13 protein-coding genes are annotated in these 17792 nt (G+C 65.8%); 1 reads left to right on the top strand and 12 read right to left on the bottom strand.

The features are described from left to right. Positions 1 to 825: 825 nt before the first annotated feature. From LU671_RS10650 to LU671_RS10630, 5 genes are all read right to left on the bottom strand, one after another. A complete protein-coding gene (locus LU671_RS10650) occupies positions 826 to 1599 on the bottom strand; it encodes a TSUP family transporter (RefSeq protein ID WP_203652198.1) in 774 nt (257 codons plus the stop codon). Positions 1600 to 1766: 167 nt separating this feature from the next. Then, positions 1767 to 3119, bottom strand: coding sequence for a glutamine synthetase family protein (locus tag LU671_RS10645; protein ID WP_232855657.1), 1353 nt, complete (start codon positions 3117 to 3119; stop codon positions 1767 to 1769). Between the two features lie 10 nt (positions 3120 to 3129). Further along, positions 3130 to 3690, bottom strand: coding sequence for a helix-turn-helix domain-containing protein (locus tag LU671_RS10640; RefSeq protein WP_232855656.1), 561 nt, complete (start codon positions 3688 to 3690; stop codon positions 3130 to 3132). Then, a complete protein-coding gene (locus LU671_RS10635; protein WP_232855655.1) occupies positions 3683 to 4972 on the bottom strand; it encodes an NAD(P)/FAD-dependent oxidoreductase in 1290 nt (429 codons plus the stop codon). The genes LU671_RS10640 and LU671_RS10635 overlap by 8 nt, the downstream gene beginning before the upstream one ends. A 156-nt stretch (positions 4973 to 5128) precedes the next feature. Next, a complete protein-coding gene (locus LU671_RS10630; RefSeq protein WP_232855654.1) occupies positions 5129 to 7075 on the bottom strand; it encodes a DNA topoisomerase III in 1947 nt (648 codons plus the stop codon). A gap of 236 nt (positions 7076 to 7311) precedes the next feature. Between LU671_RS10630 and LU671_RS10625 the strand changes: the two genes are divergently transcribed. After that, a complete protein-coding gene (locus LU671_RS10625) occupies positions 7312 to 9162 on the top strand; it encodes a polyurethane esterase (RefSeq protein WP_232855653.1) in 1851 nt (616 codons plus the stop codon). A gap of 159 nt (positions 9163 to 9321) precedes the next feature. Here LU671_RS10625 and LU671_RS10620 read toward each other — a convergent pair whose 3' ends face one another. The 7 genes from LU671_RS10620 to LU671_RS10590 all read right to left on the bottom strand — a co-directional run bounded on the left by LU671_RS10620 (position 9322) and on the right by LU671_RS10590 (position 17303). After that, the gene (locus LU671_RS10620; RefSeq protein ID WP_050706370.1) at positions 9322 to 9756 is read right to left on the bottom strand and encodes a GNAT family N-acetyltransferase; all 435 of its coding nucleotides are present in this window, start codon (positions 9754 to 9756) and stop codon (positions 9322 to 9324) included. Then, positions 9749 to 10915, bottom strand: coding sequence for a ribosomal protein uL16 3-hydroxylase (locus tag LU671_RS10615; RefSeq protein ID WP_232855652.1), 1167 nt, complete (start codon positions 10913 to 10915; stop codon positions 9749 to 9751). Before LU671_RS10615 ends, LU671_RS10620 begins: the two co-directional genes overlap by 8 nt. 81 nt (positions 10916 to 10996) lie before the next feature. Continuing rightward, a complete protein-coding gene (purB, locus tag LU671_RS10610; protein ID WP_062359667.1) occupies positions 10997 to 12367 on the bottom strand; it encodes an adenylosuccinate lyase in 1371 nt (456 codons plus the stop codon). 241 nt (positions 12368 to 12608) lie between these two features. Beyond that, a complete protein-coding gene (gene hflD / locus LU671_RS10605) occupies positions 12609 to 13235 on the bottom strand; it encodes a high frequency lysogenization protein HflD (RefSeq protein ID WP_232855651.1) in 627 nt (208 codons plus the stop codon). After that, positions 13232 to 14356: a tRNA 2-thiouridine(34) synthase MnmA gene (gene mnmA, locus LU671_RS10600; RefSeq protein WP_232855650.1), complete on the bottom strand. Its 1125-nt coding sequence runs from the start codon at positions 14354 to 14356 to the stop codon at positions 13232 to 13234. The genes hflD and mnmA overlap by 4 nt, the downstream gene beginning before the upstream one ends. Before the next feature lie 59 nt (positions 14357 to 14415). Further along, positions 14416 to 14856: an NUDIX hydrolase gene (locus tag LU671_RS10595; RefSeq protein WP_232855649.1), complete on the bottom strand. Its 441-nt coding sequence runs from the start codon at positions 14854 to 14856 to the stop codon at positions 14416 to 14418. Between the two features lie 221 nt (positions 14857 to 15077). Continuing rightward, a complete protein-coding gene (locus LU671_RS10590; protein ID WP_232855648.1) occupies positions 15078 to 17303 on the bottom strand; it encodes an NADP-dependent isocitrate dehydrogenase in 2226 nt (741 codons plus the stop codon). Positions 17304 to 17792 lie beyond the last annotated feature (489 nt).

Here is a 17792-nt window from a genome sequence, read left to right as displayed (position 1 = left end):
AATCCTGGCAAAGGGGGCTGCCAGGAAGTGTCAACCATGTCTCCGTACACGTGTCCACCATGTGTCCGGTCTCTACATCTTGGCCAAAGTAACCAAAGCCGCCTCGCTCCATTCATCCGGCCCTACGCTTCGCTCCGGGTTCCCTCACTCCGGCCTTGCTCCCGGGAGGACCGCGCTGCAGGGCCCATCCTGGGCCCCAGCGCTTGACGGGCATCCATGCCCGTCACCTCCCTCCGCAAGTCCTGCGTTCGGCCTCCTGAAGTCGCGAAGTTACGGGCGGCGCCTGGACTGGCGCAGCTGTCGCTAGTGGGAGCTTAATTAATCTCTCGATCACATCGCGGGGCAAGCCCGCTCCCACGCAATAGTCGCCGCTATATATAACCCTGTAGGAGCGGGCTTGCCCCGCGAAAGGGCCGGAACAGCCAATACATAACTAATGGTAAAACAACTAACTTCGCGCCTCTTGCTCTTGCTCTTGCTCTTGCTCTTGCTTCTAAGCGCGCGATAGTCCAGGCAACACCAATTGCGACTTCAGGAGGCCGAGCGGAGTTCTTGCGGAGGGAGGTGACGGCCATGGATGGCCGTCAAGCGCTGCGCCCCAGGATGGGGCGTTCAGCGCGGTCCTCCCGGGAGCAAGAACGGAGCGAGGGGACCCCGGAGCGCAGCGTAGGGGCCGGATGAACGGAGCGGAACGGTTTTGCCTACTTTTCCCAAGAGAAAAGTAGGCCGCCGTAAAGGCGGAAAGGTGACTAAATGTCGATATCTTCTACGAATGTGCTTACAAAAATCAAAACGCTCACCAGAGTCCAAGCCCAAGCCCGACCCCTACCCAAACCAATGCTGCCAAGCCAACCGCACAGTCAACGCCAACACCACGGCAATAAACACCGGCCGAATAAACTTGCTCCCCCCGCTGATCGCCGTACGCGCCCCAAAGAACGCCCCGACCATCACCGACACCCCCATGCACAGCCCAACGATGTAATCCACCTGCCCGGAAATGATGAACACCGTAAGCGCCGCGATATTGCTGACAAAGTTCATGCTGCGCGCCACGCCACTGGCGCGAACCAGGTCGATCGGGTAGAGCAGCAATGTGCTAACGGTCCAGAAGGCACCGGTGCCCGGCCCGGCGACGCCGTCATAGAAGCCCAGGGTAAAACCTTGCGGGAACTGCCACTTCTTCCTGATCGGCGCCTCGGCGTCCAGAGGCGCCTTGGGCGTGCCGCCGAACAGCAGGTAGACGCCACAGGCGAAGACGATCACCGGCAACATCTTGTTCAGCCATTCGGCGGGCATGTAGTGGGCCACCACCGCGCCGATCAGCGCGCCCACCAAGGTGCCGACGATCGCCAGGCGCCACTGCGCCGGGTGGAACAGCTTGCGCCGGTAGTAGGTGATGCTGGCGGTGGCGGCGCCGAAGGTCGAGCTGAGCTTGTTGGTGCCCAGCACCAGGTGCGGCGGCATGCCGGCGGTGAGCAGCGCGGGAGTGGTCAGCAGGCCACCGCCGCCGGCAATGGCGTCGATGAAGCCAGCGACGAAGGCGACCAGGGCGAGGATCAGCAGGGTGAGCGGTTCTACGGTGAGTTCGAAGGGCATGGAGTTTGGCTGGCGAGGGGGTGGGTGCGGCAAAAGGCCGCGCTAGAGGGGGCACATGGTAATCCCGGACGGTAGGGGTTGCCAGTGCCGGCCTCATCGCGGGGCAAGCCCGCTCCCACGCCAGTTCGGGATCGTTGCGTGGGAGCGGGCTTGCCCCGCGATGGATGTCACAGGAACCAGCGATATTCCCGCGCACTGACCTCCTGCAGGAACGCCAGATGGTCCTGGCGCTTGTTCTCGCAATAGACCATCACGAATTCCGCACCCAACCCTTCGTTGACGGCCGGATGCCCGCGCATCGCCGCCACCGCGCCGAGCATGTCCTTGGGAAAGTCGATCCCGCTGCCACGATCCTCGTTCAGCGGTGCAATCGGCTCCTGCGCGGTGTCCAGCCCATGCTCCATCCCGCAGAGGATCGCCGCCAGTACCAGATACGGATTGGCATCCGCCCCGGCCAGCCGGTGCTCGATCCGCAGGTTGCGCGGATCCGACTCTGGAATGCGGATGCACGCGTCGCGGTCCTCGAAGCCCCAGCTCGCACGGCTGGCGGCATTGACCATGGCGCCGTAGCGGCGAAACGCGTTGTGGTTGGCGGCGAACACCGGCATGCAGTGCGGCAGCAGCGCCAGGCAGCCGGCCACGGCGTGGCGCAGCGGGCGCTGGGCGTCGGCGGCGAGCAGGTTGTTGCCGGCCGGGTCGTAGAGGCTGACATGCACATGCATGCCGCTGCCCGGCGCGTGCAGGTAGGGTTTGCTCATGAACGAGGCACGCAGCCCATGCTTGAGCGCCACGCCACGGGTGCTGCGGCAGAACAGCGCCGCCCAGTCGGCGGCGCGCAGGCCGTCGTCGCAGTGGCCGAAATTGATCTCGAACTGGCCAGGGCCCAGCTCGGCGGTGATGACATTGGCGTCCACTCCCTGGGCGTTGGCGGTCTCGACCATTTCGCGCAGCACATCGGAAAAGCGTGACAGGCGCTCGATATGCATGTTCGGCTGGTCGTCGGCATCGCCACTGGCCGGGTCGCGGGGGAACTGCGGCAGGCCCTCTTTCAGCGCCCGGTCGAACAGGTAGAACTCCAGTTCGAACGCCACCACCGGGCGGATGCCCCGGCGCTCCAGGCGTTGCAGGACACGGGCCAGCACCTCGCGGGGCTCGAATTCGATAGGCGCCGCGGTACCGTCCGAGGTGATCAACATCTGCCCCAGCGGCTCACGCTCCCAGCTCACCGGTTTCAGCGTACCGGGTACCAGGCGGCGCGGGGCGTCCGGGTCGCCGTCGTTGAAGCAGTAGTCGCCGATGGGGAACAGCCCACCCTGCACGCCGAGCAGCACGCAGTTCTGCGGCAGCTTGAGCGGGCTGCCCGCGGCCACCTTCTCCAGCATGTCGATGGGGTAGCGCTTGCCGTAGAAGTGCCCGGGGATGTCCAGGCTGATCAGGTCGACGTAGCGCACCTGCGGGTGTCGGGCGCGGAAGGCGCGTACTTCGCTGAGCAGATCGGGGAAGCCTGTTGTACTTGTCATTGGCATGCTCTCAACGGAAGACCCAGAGAACCCGGGTCGTTCGGGCGGTCAGGTTGGCGTAGCGGAACTGGCTGTGGGGCGGCAGCTGGAAGCTGTCGTTGGGGTGCAGGGTAATAGCGTCATCCTGGCCTTCGAGCCACAGGGTCAGCTCGCCCTCGAGGACGAAGCCACCCTGTTCCGAGCTGTCGTCCAGATGCCCTTCGCCGCTGCTGGCGCCGGGCGCCAGGTGGCTTTCGAGCATGGCGAAGCGGCCGGTGAGGGTCGGCGAGACCAGCACGTCGGTGACCCCGGCGGCGTAGTACAGGGTACGCCGCTCGCCGGGGCGGGTGACCCAGTCGAGCGCCCGGGGCGGCACGGCCTGGTAGAAGTAGGTGGTGGGAACCTGCAGCGCCTCGCTGATGGCGGTGAGGTCGGCCACCGTGGGACGCGACAGGCCGCGCTCGACCTGCGAGAGAAAGCCCAGCGAGCGCTTGACCCGCCCGGCCAGCTCGTCCAGGGTCAGCCCGCGGTGCTTGCGCAGGTCGCGCACCAGCCGCGCCAGGCCCTGGTTGTCGTCGATCTGCTCAGGCATGGTCGCGCATCCTGTACCAGGCCTTGGCGGCCGCTTCCAGCGGCGCGGCCAGCAGGTCGCCGCCGGGGAAGCGGCCATTTTCGATGCCCTGATAAAGCGCGAGCAGGTCGTCGTCACCCAGAATCGCGTCACTGACGGCGCGTGCGCCGGCCAGGGTCGGCAGCACGCCGTGGCCGGAGAATCCTTGCAGCCAGTAGCGTTGGCCCTGACGGCCGATATCCGGGGTGCGCTGGATGCTGCAGTCGATGTGGCCGCCCCAGGCATGTTCGATGGCCACCCCGCGCAGCTGTGGGAACACCCGCTCCAGATAGGGCCGGGTGGCGCTGGCGACGTCCTTGGGGATGCCGCCCAGGTAGGTGCAGCCGCCGCCGAACAGCAGGCGGTGGTCGGGCGTCAGGCGGAAGTAGTCGGGAACGAACTGGTTGTCGATCACACAGCTGTTGCGCGGCAGCAGCGAGGCGGCGAACTCGGCGTCCAGGGGGGCCGTGGCCACCTGGTAGGAGCCCACCGGCAGTAGCCGGCGCGAGAGCGTGCGGTCGAGGCGGTCGATATAGGCATTGCAGGCCAGCACCAGTACGCGGCTGCGCACTTCGCCCTGATCGGTGCGTGCAACGAAGCCGTCGGCGTGTTCGTGGTAGTCGAGCACCTGGCTCTGCTCGTAGATCCGCCCGCCGTTCGCCTCGATCACCCCGGCCAGGCCCTGGGCCAGCTTCAACGGGTTGAGGTGGGCGCCATTGGGGTCGTACAGCGCGGCCTGGTAACGGGGGCTGTCGATCCACTCGGGTAGCTCGTCGTGGCCGATCAGGCGCAGGCAGTCGTAGTCGAATTTCTCCTGTGCTTCACGCTGGGCTTCCTCCAGCAGTTTTACCCGGCGCGGCAGCACGGCGGTCCACAGGCTGCCCAGGTGATAGTCGACATCGAAGCCATGACGCTGGGGCAGTTCGCGCAGCTCGCGGGCGGCCCAGCACATGCTGTCCCACAGGCGTCGGCTGCGCTCCAGGCCCAGGGCTCGCTCAAGTGGGGGCATGTCGCACGACCAGCCCAGCAGTGCCTGGCCACCGTTGCGGCCCGAGGCGGCCCAGGCCACCCGGCTGGCTTCCAGCAGGGTCACGCGCTGGCCGGCCAGTGTCAGGCGCAGGGCCGTGTGCAGGCCGCTGAAACCGGCACCGACGATCAGGATGTCGGTGTCATGGGCGCCCTGCAGGGTGGGGCGCAGGGGGATGGTGGCGGGGTAGGTGCGGGCGTAGTAGCTGGCGACGTGCTGGGCGGATTGCTTGAACATGCCGGGGCCTCGTGAAATTTTTTATGATTATTTTCATGAAAAAATAGCAGAGGATTTTCATTGCGCCAGTAGATGGCGCCATCGCGAGGCAAGCCCGCTCCCACGCGCCGAATACAAACAGGCGTGGGAGCGGGCTTGCCCCGCGATTGGAACGCGCTAGGTCGCTGCCTTGCGCCGCGGCTGCCGAGGCTTGCCGGCTACTGTCTTGCCCTTGGCAGCACCCTTGCGCTTCTTCTTCCACGGCGCCGCCGCCTTGCCCGCTGCCGGCCCGCTGATGGTCAGGCGCAGGCCGCTGCAGCGTTGCACCAGCTTGCCCATCCAGGCCGACTGGCGGGTGACGAACTCGTCCAGGCTCATCTCGCCGCTCTGCACCATGTCCAGCGCCTGTTCCCAGATCGCCGTGGTGCCAGGGTCGGCGATGGCCCGAGGCACGGCGTCGATCAGGCTGAAGGCGGCGGGCGTGGCCGACAGGGCCTTGCCGTTCTTGACCAGATAGCCACGGTCGAGCAGGCCCTGGATGATGCTGGCGCGGGTGGCCTCGGTGCCGATGCCGGTGGTTTCCTTGAGCTTCTGTTTCAGCCGAGGGTCGTCCACCAGTTTGGCGACGTTCTTCATTGCCTTGATCAGGTCGCCTTCGGTGAAGGGCTTGGGTGGCTGGGTCCACAGGTCCTTCAGTTGCAGGTCCCGCACTGCGCAGTCCTGGCCTTCGCGCAGCGCCGGCAGCACCTGGGCCGGTGGCGCCTCACGGCCCTTGGTTGGGGTCAGTGCCTCGGGCAGCGCCCGGCGCCAGCCCGGCTCGACGATCTGCTTGCCCACCGCCCGCAGCGCATGGCCGGCGCAATCGAACTCGGCCTGGGTGCGGTCGTACTCGTGGTTGGGCAGGAACTGCGCCAGGTAGCGGGCGCGGATCAGGGTATACACCGCCTTGTACTTGGGCGGCAGGCGCGCCGGATCGCTGGCGGCGGCGGTGGGGATGATGCCGTGGTGGGCGCTGACCTTCTGGTCGTTCCATGCCCGTGAGCGGCGGACCGGATCCAGGTGCGCCCGCAGCGGCGCGAGGCTGTTGTCGGCCCGTTGCAGGGCGGCGAGGATACCGGCAGCCTCGCCGTGCTGGCTGAGGGGCAGGTAGCCGCTGTCGCTGCGTGGGTAGGTGATGAGCTTGTGGGTTTCGTACAGGGCCTGGGCGATATCCAGGGTCTCCTGGGCGCCGAGGCCGAGCTTCTTCGAGCACACTTCCTGCAGGGTGCCGAGGTCGAAGGGCAGGGGAGCCGCCTCGCGTACTCGTTCGGTGGCGATCTTGCGCACCCGGGCGCTGGCGGCCGCCTGCATGTCGGCGGCGGCCTGCTGGGCCAGGTCCTGCTTCAGGCAGCGGCCCTGGTCGTCGCAGGCGTCTTCCGGCGCACGCCACTGGGCGTTGAACACGCTGCCGGCGCTTTCCAGCTGCACCTCGATGGCCCAGAAGGGCACCGGCACGAAGTCGGCGATGCTGCGGTCGCGGTCCACCACCAGGCGCAGCGTCGGTGTCTGCACCCGTCCCACCGGCAGCACGCCCTGGTAGCCGGACTGGCGGCCGAGCAGGGTGAACAGGCGGCTCATGTTCATGCCGATCAGCCAGTCGGCGCGTGAGCGGCCAAGGGCCGAATGGTACAGGCTGAAGGTCTCCTGGCCCGGCAGCAGGCGGCCGAGTGCCTTGCGGATCGAGGCGTCGTCCAGTGCCGACAGCCACAGGCGCTGGATCGGTCCCCGGTAGCGGCAATGCTCGACCAGCTCCCGGGCGATCATCTCGCCCTCGCGGTCGGCGTCGGTGGCGATCACCAGCTCGCGGGCCTCGCCGAGCAGACGCTTGACTGCCTTGTACTGGCTGGCGGTTTTGGGCTTGACCGTCATCTTCCACTTCTCCGGGATGATCGGCAGGTCCTCGAGGGCCCAGCGCTTGTAGCGCTCGTCGTAGCTGTCCGGCGGCGCGGTCTCGAGCAGGTGGCCGATGCACCAGGTCACGCAGACATCGGTTCCTTGCCAGCAGCCGTCGCCACGACGCTGGGCGCCGAGGACCTTGGCGATGTCTTTTGCCTGGGAGGGTTTTTCGCAGAGGAAGAGGCGCATGGCCGAAACGCTTGATCGCGGAAGATGGGCACTAGGATGCGCAAGCCAGGGCGTGCAGGCAAGCTTTATCTGTATGCATGTACAGGTTTTTCGCCCGCATGTTTGGCAGGGTAGCCACCCCTTGGGGTTGGACGAGTCGGCAAATGCGTGCCAGCTTTGCCTTTCGCCCGCCAGTCGTGTCACTGGACGATGTCGCTGGGGTGTCCTTCCTACAATAACAACAGGGATGTAAACCAATGCCCGTTTTCGATTACCGACAGCTCGACAGCACTGCCTCTTCCTCGCTCTATAAAGATGCCATGGCCCTGGCCACCTATGCCTACCATGGTATCGACGATGGCTTCAGCGCCGGCTACCAGAAGTACGGCTTCGGTCTGGGCCTGCCGGCCACCCTGGTCAAGGCGCTGATCGGCGGCACCGACAGCCAGGGCGTGATCCCCGGCATCCCCTGGAACCCCGACTCCGAAGCCCGCGCCCTGGCCCAGGTCAAGGCCGCCGGCTGGACGCCGATCAGCGCGGCGCAGCTGGGCTACCAGGGCAAGACCGACGGCCGTGGCACCTTCCACGGCGAAGCGCCGGGCTACACATCGGCGCAGGTGGAAATCCTCGGCCGCTACGATGCCGCCGGCCAGCTCAGCGGCATCGGCATCGCCTTCCGCGGCACCAGCGGCCCGCGCGAGAACCTGCTGGGCGACACCATCGGCGATGCCATCAACGACCTGCTGGCGGCGATCGGCCCGGCTGGCTATGCCCGTGATTACGCCGGCAACGCCTTTGGCAAGTTGCTTGCCGATGTGGCGGCCTTTGCCAAGGCCAACGGTCTGAGTGGCGCCGATGTTACCGTCAGTGGTCACAGCCTCGGCGGCCTGGCGGTCAACAGCCTGGCCGACCTGAGCGGCTCGCGCTGGGGCGGTTTCTACCAGGATGCGCGCTACGTCGCCTTCGCCTCGCCGACCCAGGCCGCCGATGCCAGCAAGGTGCTCAATATCGGCTATGAGAACGACCCGGTATTCCGCGTGCTCGATGGCACCTCGGCAACCTGGGGCACCCTGGGCGTGCACGACGGCGCCAAGGCCTCGGCCACCAACAACATCGTCAACTTCAACGACCACTACGCCTCCGACGCCTGGAACCTGCTGCCGTTCTCCATCGGCAACATCGCCACCTGGCTGTCGCACCTGCCGACGGCCTATGCCGATGGCCTTGGCCGGGTGCTGGGCTCGTCGTTCTATCAATGGACCAGCCGCGACTCGACCATCGTGGTCAGCAACCTGTCCGATGTCACCCGTGGCTCGACCTGGGTCGAGGACCTCAACCGCAATGCCGAGCCGCACAAGGGCAGCACCTTCATCATCGGCTCAGAGCAGGACGATCTGATCCATGGCGGGCGCGGCAACGACTACCTCGAAGGGCGGGCCGGCAACGACACCTTCCGCGATGACGGCGGCTTCAACCTGATCGATGGCGGCGCCGGTCATGACACCCTGAAGCTGCAGGACGCCCTGGCCAACCTGAGCATCGCCCGGGACGGCGAGGGCACGCTGTACGTGCGCGATGGCCAGGGCGGCATCAGCCTGGTGCGCAATGTCGAGAACCTGGTGAGCAAGGAGTCGAGCCTGCTGATCTTCAGCAAGGAGGTCAGCCACGGGGTGGCGGCGCAAGGTCTGTTCGAGAGCGGCAAGGTCACGCCCTATGCGTCCTCGCTCAATGGTACCCAGGCCGGCGATCAGCTGGTGGCGGGCAATCAGGGCCAATGGTTGTTCGGCCTGGGCGGTGACGATCGGCTGCAGGGCGGCGCCGGCAATGACGTGCTGGTGGGTGGCGCGGGCAACGATGTGCTCATTGGCGGCGCGGGGCGCGACACCTTCCTGTTCAGTGAGCATTTCGGCCAGGACCGGGTGCTGGACTTCACCGGGCAGGACCGGCTGGTGTTCATCGGTGTGGATGGTGGTACGGCGACGCCGGACTGGCGTGCCCATGCCAGCCAGGTTGGCGATGACCTGGTGCTGAAGTTCGGCGGGGACAGCGTGACGCTGGTGGGGATCTCTGCTCAGGGGGTGGGGGATGGGCAGATCGTGATTGCCTGAGGGGGCGGGCGTAACCCTGTAGGAGCGGCCTTGTGCCGCGAAAGGGCCGCATAGCGGCCCCGGCGATCTTTGCGCCAACGCTGAAATCCTGGGGCTGCTATGCAGCCCTTTCGCGGCACAAGGCCGCTCCTACAAAGAGTAGGCAGCCAACCTGGTGGCTCAGGCCATCTCGCGCGAGTCGCGAACCATGTCCACGTGCGGGATGCCGGCCTCGAGGAACTCCTCGCTGACCACGCGGAACCCCAGGCGCTCGTAGAACGGCGTGGCGTGTACCTGGGCGCTGAGCATCTGCTGCTTGAGGTCGCGGTTCTGCGCCTCGACGATCACCGCGCGCATCAGCGCGTCGCCCACGTTCAGGCCGCGCCAGTCCTTGAGCACCGAGACCCGGCCAATCGTGCCGTCGGGCAGCAGGCGGGCGGTACCGATCGGGTAGTCGCCCTCCATGGCCAGGAAGTGCACGGCGGTCGGGTCTTCTGCGTCGAATTCCAGCTCCGGCGGCACGTGCTGCTCGGCGACGAACACGGCGCTGCGGATGCGGTGGATGTCGGCGTTGTCCTTGTGCCAGTCGGCCAGTCGAACACTGATCTTATTCATCGGCGAATCCCAGGCTGCCTTGCATGACCAGCTGTTGTACCAGCATCAGACCGTCTTCGTCCTGCAGCCACTGGCCAAGGTTGTCGATGTGCAAGGCATCGGCGGCGCACACCAGCTTAAGCAGTTCGCGCAGTTTGGCTGGCAGCGGGCAACTGCGCCCGCTGGCGAACAGCATCAGGTCGTCGTTGAGCTCGGACCAGGCCATGCGTGCGCTTGGGTTGCGGATCAGCACGGCGCCCTGTTCGAGATAGTTGATCAGGTCCTGCTCGCTCAGCTCTTCACCGACAACCTGCTCGGGATAACGCGGCTCGGTCATGAACTGGCCGAACCAGGTCAGCAGCAGGTCCTTGTCGGCCATGTGCTTGTCGATCAGCGCCTTGAGGCGGTCGAGGGCATCATGCTGGATCTGGTGCGGGTCGCTGACCGGCTGGGCGTCGGCGTCGCTGTAGCGCTCTTCATCGGGCAGGAACTGGCCGAGGAAGTCGGTGAAGTGGGTCAGCACTTCGGCGGCGCTCGGGGCGCGGAAGCCCACGGAGTAGGTCAGGCACTCGCTCTCGGCAACGCCGTAGTGGGCCAGGCGCGGCGGCAGGTAGAGCATGTCGCCCGGCTCCAGGGTCCACTCCTCGCTCTGCTCGAAGTCGGCCAGGATGCGCAGGTCGGCGTGGTCGATCAGCGCGCTGTCGCTGTTGCACATCTGCCCGACTTTCCAGTTGCGCGTGCCGTCGCCCTGCAGCAGGAACACGTCGTAGTTGTCGAAGTGCGGGCCGACGCTGCCGCCGGGCGCCGCGTAGCTGATCATCACATCGTCGATGCGCCAGCTGGGCAGGAAACGGAACTCTTCGAGCAGCTCGGCGACTTCCGGCACGAACTGGTCAACCGCCTGCACCAGCAGGGTCCAGTCGCGCTCGGGCAGGTCGGCGAAGGCGTCCTCGGCGAACGGGCCGCGACGCAGCTCCCACGGGCGCTCGCCGTGCTCGAGCACCAGGCGCGACTCGACTTCTTCTTCCAGGGCCAGGCCGGCCAACTCGTCGGCGTCGATGGGGCTGACGAAGTCGGGGAAGGCCTGACGCACCAGCAGTGGCTTCTTCTGCCAGTAGTCGCGCAGGAATTCACGGGCCGTGAGGCCGCCCAGCAGTTGCAGTGGAGTATCAGAATTCATGTTCAACCTATTGAAAAAACTTGGTTTTCGTACGGGAATAAAAACGCCCGGCCAGGCCGGGCGTTAGGCGCGGGGCGCAGGTCAGATGCGTTTGGCCTGGGCTACCGCGTTGCCGATGTAGGTGGCAGGAGTCAGTTGCTTGAGCTCGGCCTTGGCTTCGGCCGGCATGTCCAGGCCGTCGATGAAGGTCAGCAGCGCTTCAGGGGTGATGCCCTTGCCACGGGTCAGCTCCTTGAGCTTCTCGTAGGGGTTCTCGATGTTGAAGCGGCGCATCACGGTCTGGATCGGCTCGGCCAGGACTTCCCAGCAGGCGTCCAGGTCGGCGGCGATACGGGCGGCGTTGACTTCCAGCTTGCCGATGCCCTTCAGGCTGGCTTCATAGGCGATGACGCTGTGGGCGAAGCCCACGCCCAGGTTGCGCAGCACGGTGGAGTCGGTCAGGTCGCGCTGCCAGCGCGAGATCGGCAGCTTGCTGGCCAGGTGCTGGAACAGTGCGTTGGCGATCCCCAGGTTGCCTTCGGAGTTCTCGAAGTCGATCGGGTTGACCTTGTGCGGCATGGTCGAGGAGCCGATTTCGCCGGCGACGGTCTTCTGCTTGAAGTAGCCCAGCGAGATATAGCCCCAGACGTCACGGTCGAAGTCGATGAGGATGGTGTTGAAGCGGGCGATGGCGTCGAACAGCTCGGCGATGTAGTCGTGCGGCTCGATCTGGGTGGTGTAGGGGTTGAACACCAGGCCCAGCTCGTCCTCGATGAAGGCGCGGGCATTGGCTTCCCAGTCGATCTGCGAGTAGGCCGACAGGTGGGCGTTGTAGTTGCCCACGGCGCCGTTGATCTTGCCCAGCAGCGGCACGGCGGCCACCTGGGCGATCTGGCGCTCCAGGCGGTAGACGACGTTGGCCAGCTCTTTACCCAGGGTGGTCGGCGAGGCCGGCTGGCCGTGGGTGCGCGACAGCATCGGCACGTCGGCGTGGGCGTGGGCCAGGGCGCGGATGGATTCGGCGATCTGGCGCATCAGCGGCAGCAGTACGTCGTCACGGCCGGCGCGCAGCATCAGGGCGTGGGACAGGTTGTTGATGTCCTCGCTGGTGCAGGCGAAGTGGATGAACTCGCTGACCTTGGCCAGCTCAGGCAGTTGAGCCGCTTGCTCCTTGAGCAGGTACTCGATGGCCTTGACGTCGTGGTTGGTGGTGCGCTCGATTTCCTTGACGCGTTCGGCGTGCTCGAGCTTGAAATCGGTGGCCAGGCTGTCCAGCACGGCGTTGGCTTCGGCGGAAAACGCCGGCACTTCGCCGATCTGCGGGTGGGCGGCCAGGCGCTGCAGCCAGCGTACTTCGACCAGGGCGCGGAAACGGATCAGGCCGAATTCGCTGAAGATGGGGCGCAGGGCCTGGGTTTTGCCGGCATAACGGCCGTCTACAGGGGAAACCGCAGTGAGCGAGGAGAGCTGCATGGGGTGTTCTCGGACAGTCAGGCTTTTGGAAGGGCGCATATCATACATGAAAAACGCGCCCGAGTCGGGTGGCTGACCAAAGGTCGGGCCTGTGAATCATGTCGCAATACCCTGTGTAGGAGCGGCCTTGTGCCGCGAAAGGGGCGCGCAGCGGCCCCAGAACCTTCGCCCCGGCACAGATTGCCGGGGCTGCTGCGCAGCCCTTTCGCGGCACAAGGCCGCTCCTACACAGGGCGCAGTTTCAATCAGCGGTACGCATCATCCCGTACAGTTCATTGAGCAACTTGCGCCGGCTGAACACCAGCTGCCAGCGGTGTCCGCCCAGCTGTCGCCACAGGCGCGCGGCACGGATGCCGGCCAGCAGCAGGGCGCGGATCTTCGAGGCATTGCTGGCCTGCTGCAGGAAACGCATGTCGCCGTGTACCTGGATGCGTTGGCGCAGGGTGCTCAGGGTGTCCTGGTACAAGGCTCCGCTGGAAGCGATGACGTTTTCGTGAGCCAGGCCGAAATGCTCGGCCTGGGACTGGATCTGCGGCAGGCGGTTGCCGATGGTGTCGAGCATGTCGCCACGCTTGTTCAACTGGCGCTCCAGGCCCAGCATCGACAGGGCATAGCGCAGCGGTTCGCGTTGCAGGCTGCTGGGGTCGCGCTCCAGGGCGCCGACCAGCGCGCGGTAGCCGTCACGCAGGTTGAGGTCGTCGCCGCCGAACACCTCCAGGGTGTCCTTCGGGTCGCGCACCAGCAGGCTGCCGAGCATGCAGCCGATATTGGCTTCGCTGGCCTGGCCGGTGCGGGCGATGCGGTCGACCAGCACCGCGGCCTGGAATACGCCGCCCAGGGCGATCAACTGCTCCTGGAGGTTGTTCATCGACGCGGGCTCCACGGCTCGGCGATCTCGATCACGCCGCCGCCCAGGCACACCTCGCCGTCGTAGAACACCACCGACTGACCCGGGGTCACGGCGCGCTGCGGCTCGTCGAACACGGCGCGGTAGCCGCTTTCGGTGCGTTCCAGGGTGCATTGCTGGTCGCCCTGGCGGTAACGCACCTTGGCAGTCAGGTGGCGCGGGCTGGACAGGTCGATCGGGTTGACCCAGAAGATCTCCGAGGCCAGCAGGGCGCGGGAGAACAGCCACGGGTGCTCGTTGCCCTGGCCGACCACCAGCACGTTGCGCGAGAGGTCTTTTTCCAGCACGTACCACGGCTCGTCGCCGGCGTCTTTCAGGCCACCGATGCCCAGGCCCTGGCGCTGGCCGATGGTGTGGTACATCAGGCCATGGTGCTGGCCGATCACTTCACCTTCGGTGGTCTGGATCTCGCCGGGCTGGGCCGGCAGGTACTGCTTGAGAAAATCGCTGAAGCGGCGCTCGCCGATGAAGCAGATACCGGTGGAGTCCTTCTTCTTGGCGGTGGCCAGGCCGTGTTTCTCGGCGATGGCGCGCACCTCGGGCTTTTCCAGCTCGCCGACCGGGAACAGGGTACGGGCGATTTCCTTGCCGCCAACGGCGTGCAGGAAGTAGCTCTGGTCCTTGTTCGGGTCCAGGCCCTTGAGCAGCTCGGTAAGCGCGCCTGTGTCGCGGCGGCGCACGTAGTGACCGGTGGCGATCAGGTCGGCGCCCAGGGACAGGGCGTAGTCGAGGAATGCCTTGAACTTGATCTCGCGGTTGCAGAGGATGTCCGGGTTGGGCGTGCGGCCGGCCTTGTACTCCTCGAGGAAGTGCTCGAACACGTTGTCCCAGTATTCGGCGGCGAAGTTGGCGGTGTGCAGCTTGATGCCGATGCGGTCGCACACGGCCTGGGCGTCGGCCAGGTCTTCGCGGGCGGTGCAGTATTCGGTGCCGTCGTCCTCTTCCCAGTTCTTCATGAACAGACCTTCCACCTGGTAGCCCTGCTCGATGAGCAGAAGGGCGGAGACGGAAGAGTCCACGCCGCCGGACATGCCGACGATGACGCGGGTCTTGGCGGGGTCTTTGAGTGCTGGGCTGGTCATGGCTACCGGTGTGTATCAGAGGGGAAAAACGCCGATTCTATCAAACCCGCGGGCTGGCGTCAGTCGCGCAGCAGATCGAGGCTGTGCAGCGGGCCTGCCAGGTAGTCGTCGAGGCAGCGCGGTACCAGCTCGCTGCGCCAGCGCGACGGCTCGGCCAGCAGTTCGTCGCGGGTCAGCCAGGCGGCGCGGACAATGTCGCTGTCCAGCGCCAGGTCGGCATGATGGCGCACTGGGCGGGCGGCGAAGCAGATGCGCTGGTAGGTGACGCCGTTGCTCGGGGCGGTATAGAGGTAGATGCCGACCACGCCGGTGAGCTCGACCTCCCAGGCGGTTTCTTCGAGGGTTTCGCGCAGGGCGGCCTGGGTGATGGTTTCGTTGGCTTCGAGGTGGCCGGCGGGTTGATTGAATACGTGCTGGCCGGCCTTGAATTCCTCGACGAAGAGGAACTTGCCGTCGTGTTCGACGATGGTGGCGACGGTGATGTGGGGTTGCCAGGTCATGTGCGATTCCTATGGTAGGCGCGGGCCTTGTAGGAGCGGCCTTGTGCCGCGAATGGGCCGCAAGGCGGCCCCGGCAATGTTTGTTGCGAAGCTGAAAATCCGGGGCCGCTTCGCAGCCCATTCGCGGCACAAGGCCGCTCCTACAAGGGGCCGTTTCTGCGCTGCAGAAAGCACAAACCCCGGTGCGTGGCCGGGGTCTGTGCTGTTACGTCAAGCGAACCTTACAGTGCGGCAATGGCGCTGTTCAGGGTCTGGCTTGGGCGCATCACCTTGGCGGTCAGCTCGGCATCCGGGGCGTAGTAGCCACCGATGTCGGCCGGCTTGCCCTGGACGGCGTTGAGCTCGGCGACGATGGTCGCCTCGTTCTCGCTCAGGGTCTTGGCCAGCGGGGCGAAGCGCGCCTGCAGGGCGGCGTCGTCGGTTTGGGCGGCCAGTGCTTCTGCCCAGTACAGGGTCAGGTAGAAGTGGCTGCCACGGTTGTCGATACCGCCGACCTTGCGCGAAGGCGACTTGTTGGTGTCGAGGAACTTGCCGGTAGCCTGGTCCAGGGTGTTGGCCAGGACCTTGGCGCGCGGGTTGTCGTAGGTGTTGCCCAGGTGCTCCAGGGAGGCGGCCAGGGCCAGGAACTCACCCAGCGAGTCCCAGCGCAGGAAGTTCTCTTCGACCAGCTGCTGCACGTGCTTCGGTGCCGAACCGCCGGCACCGGTCTCGAACAGGCCACCGCCGTTCATCAGCGGGACGATCGACAGCATCTTGGCGCTGGTGCCCAGCTCCATGATCGGGAACAGGTCGGTCAGGTAGTCGCGCAGCACGTTGCCGGTCACCGAGATGGTGTCCTTGCCTTCGCGGATGCGGGCCAGGGAGAACTTGATGGCGTCGACCGGGGCCAGGATGCGGATGTCCAGGCCGGAGGTGTCGTGATCCTTAAGGTACTGTTGCACCTTCTCGATCATCACGCCGTCGTGGGCGCGGGCCGGGTCCAGCCAGAACACCGCCGGGGTGCTGCTCAGGCGGGCGCGGTTGACGGCCAGCTTGACCCAGTCCTGGATCGGCGCGTCCTTGGTCTGGCACATGCGGAAGATGTCACCGGCTTCGACGTTCTGCTCCAGCACGACCTGGCCCTTGCCATCGACCACGCGCACGACGCCGTCGGCCTTGATCTGGAAGGTCTTGTCGTGGGAACCGTATTCTTCGGCTTTTTGCGCCATCAGGCCGACGTTCGGCACGCTGCCCATGGTGGTCGGGTCGAAGGCGCCGTTGGCCTTGCAGTCTTCGATGGTGGCCTGGTAGATGCCGGCGTAGCAGCGGTCCGGGATGATCGCCTTGGCGTCCTGCAGTTCACCGGCGGTGTTCCACATCTTGCCCGAGTCGCGGATCATCGCAGGCATCGAGGCGTCGACGATGACGTCGCTCGGTACGTGCAGGTTGGTGATGCCCTTGTCCGAATTGACCATGGCCAGGGCCGGGCGAACGGCGTACAGGGCCTGGATGTCGGCTTCGATCTCGGCTTGCTTTTCAGCAGGCAGGTCCTTGATGCGGGCGTACAGGTCGCCGATGCCGTTGTTGGCGTTGAAGCCGACTTCGGCCAGGGCGGCGGCGTGCTTGGCCAGCACGTCGTTGTAGAACTCTTCGACGATCACGCCGAACATGATCGGGTCGGAGACCTTCATCATGGTGGCTTTCAGGTGCACCGACAGCAGCACGCCGGAGGCCTTGGCATCGGCGATCTGCTCGGCGATGAAGGCTTTCAGGGCCTTGCGGCTCAGGGTGGCGCAGTCGATGACTTCGGCGGCCTTGACTGCGGTTTTTTCTTTCAGGACGGTGGTGCTGCCGTCTTTACCGACCAGTTCGATGCGCAGGCTGTCGTCAGCCTCGATCAGCGCGGCTTTTTCGCTGCCGTAGAAGTCGCCCTGGGTCATGTGGGCAACGTGCGACTTGGAGTCGGCGGCCCAGGCGCCCATCTTGTGCGGGTGCTTGCGGGCGTAGTTCTTGACCGACAGCGGGGCGCGGCGGTCGGAGTTGCCTTCGCGCAGGACCGGGTTCACGGCGCTGCCCTTGATGCGGTCGTAGCGGGCGCGGGATTCTTTTTCCTCGGCGCTGGCTGGCTCGTCGGCGTAGTCGGGGATGTTGAAGCCCTTGGCTTGCAGCTCCTTGATCGCGGCCTTCAGCTGTGGAACCGATGCGGAGATGTTCGGCAGCTTGATGATGTTGGCTTCAGGGGTGGTGGCCAGCTGGCCCAGTTCCGCCAGGTGATCGCCTACCTGCTTACCTGCGCCCAGTTGCTCCGGGAAGGCGGCAAGGATACGGCCGGCCAGGGAGATGTCGCGGGTTTCGACGGCGATATCGGCCGAAGCGGTGAAGGCCTCGACGATCGGCAGCAGCGAGTAGGTGGCGAGGGCGGGGGCTTCGTCGGTGAAGGTGTAGATGATCTTGGAACGGGTGGGCATGCGGGTTAACTCTCTATGTGCTGAGCGTACTCGAGTCTCGAGGTGCGCAGGGTAGGCGCTTCGCCCTGGCGACGCCATGAGCGGAAAGTCGAGAGGCTGCGAGCGGTGATGGTGGATGCATCAGTCGAGCGTCAAGTGCTGGGCCGCGGTAACAACCCAGGCTTTGTGGTCATTCATGACCAAGGGCGAGCCGCATTTTCCTAGGGTTCGCCCCGATGACCCCATGGTCGCGCCGGAGTATATCAAACCCTTTGGGCTATTCAGCAAGGCGAAGTGGTATCAGCGCATTTATAAGACCAAAGACGTAGGAGCAATGTGGCGTGTTGCCGCAGGCTTGGGCGGTGAAACACACCCAGTTCTTTGGTGGTCGACGTGGGAGCGGGCTTGACCCGCGATGCGTGCGCCGCAGTGCGTGGCACCGGCTTCGCCGGTGTTCGCGGGGCAAGCCCGCTCCCACGTGGTGCTTGCAGGGATGGCGATCCAGATCGG

Source organism: Pseudomonas sp. NMI760_13, assembly GCF_021283245.1.
Taxonomy (GTDB): domain Bacteria; phylum Pseudomonadota; class Gammaproteobacteria; order Pseudomonadales; family Pseudomonadaceae; genus Aquipseudomonas; species Aquipseudomonas peradeniyensis.
Note: the sequence above shows the minus strand (reverse complement) of the source record. Positions and strands in the feature narration are given on the sequence as shown.

What these genes read in the sequence shown, in the direction of transcription:
- LU671_RS10650 (WP_203652198.1), bottom strand. Translation starts at nt 1,599, where the DNA reads ATGCCCTTCGAACTCACCGTAGAACCGCTCACCCTGCTGATCCTCGCC.
- LU671_RS10645 (WP_232855657.1), bottom strand. Translation starts at nt 3,119, where the DNA reads ATGACAAGTACAACAGGCTTCCCCGATCTGCTCAGCGAAGTACGCGCC.
- LU671_RS10640 (WP_232855656.1), bottom strand. Translation starts at nt 3,690, where the DNA reads ATGCCTGAGCAGATCGACGACAACCAGGGCCTGGCGCGGCTGGTGCGC.
- LU671_RS10635 (WP_232855655.1), bottom strand. Translation starts at nt 4,972, where the DNA reads ATGTTCAAGCAATCCGCCCAGCACGTCGCCAGCTACTACGCCCGCACC.
- LU671_RS10630 (WP_232855654.1), bottom strand. Translation starts at nt 7,075, where the DNA reads ATGCGCCTCTTCCTCTGCGAAAAACCCTCCCAGGCAAAAGACATCGCC.
- LU671_RS10625 (WP_232855653.1), top strand. Translation starts at nt 7,312, where the DNA reads ATGCCCGTTTTCGATTACCGACAGCTCGACAGCACTGCCTCTTCCTCG.
- LU671_RS10620 (WP_050706370.1), bottom strand. Translation starts at nt 9,756, where the DNA reads ATGAATAAGATCAGTGTTCGACTGGCCGACTGGCACAAGGACAACGCC.
- LU671_RS10615 (WP_232855652.1), bottom strand. Translation starts at nt 10,915, where the DNA reads ATGAATTCTGATACTCCACTGCAACTGCTGGGCGGCCTCACGGCCCGT.
- purB (WP_062359667.1), bottom strand. Translation starts at nt 12,367, where the DNA reads ATGCAGCTCTCCTCGCTCACTGCGGTTTCCCCTGTAGACGGCCGTTAT.
- hflD (WP_232855651.1), bottom strand. Translation starts at nt 13,235, where the DNA reads ATGAACAACCTCCAGGAGCAGTTGATCGCCCTGGGCGGCGTATTCCAG.
- mnmA (WP_232855650.1), bottom strand. Translation starts at nt 14,356, where the DNA reads ATGACCAGCCCAGCACTCAAAGACCCCGCCAAGACCCGCGTCATCGTC.
- LU671_RS10595 (WP_232855649.1), bottom strand. Translation starts at nt 14,856, where the DNA reads ATGACCTGGCAACCCCACATCACCGTCGCCACCATCGTCGAACACGAC.
- LU671_RS10590 (WP_232855648.1), bottom strand. Translation starts at nt 17,303, where the DNA reads ATGCCCACCCGTTCCAAGATCATCTACACCTTCACCGACGAAGCCCCC.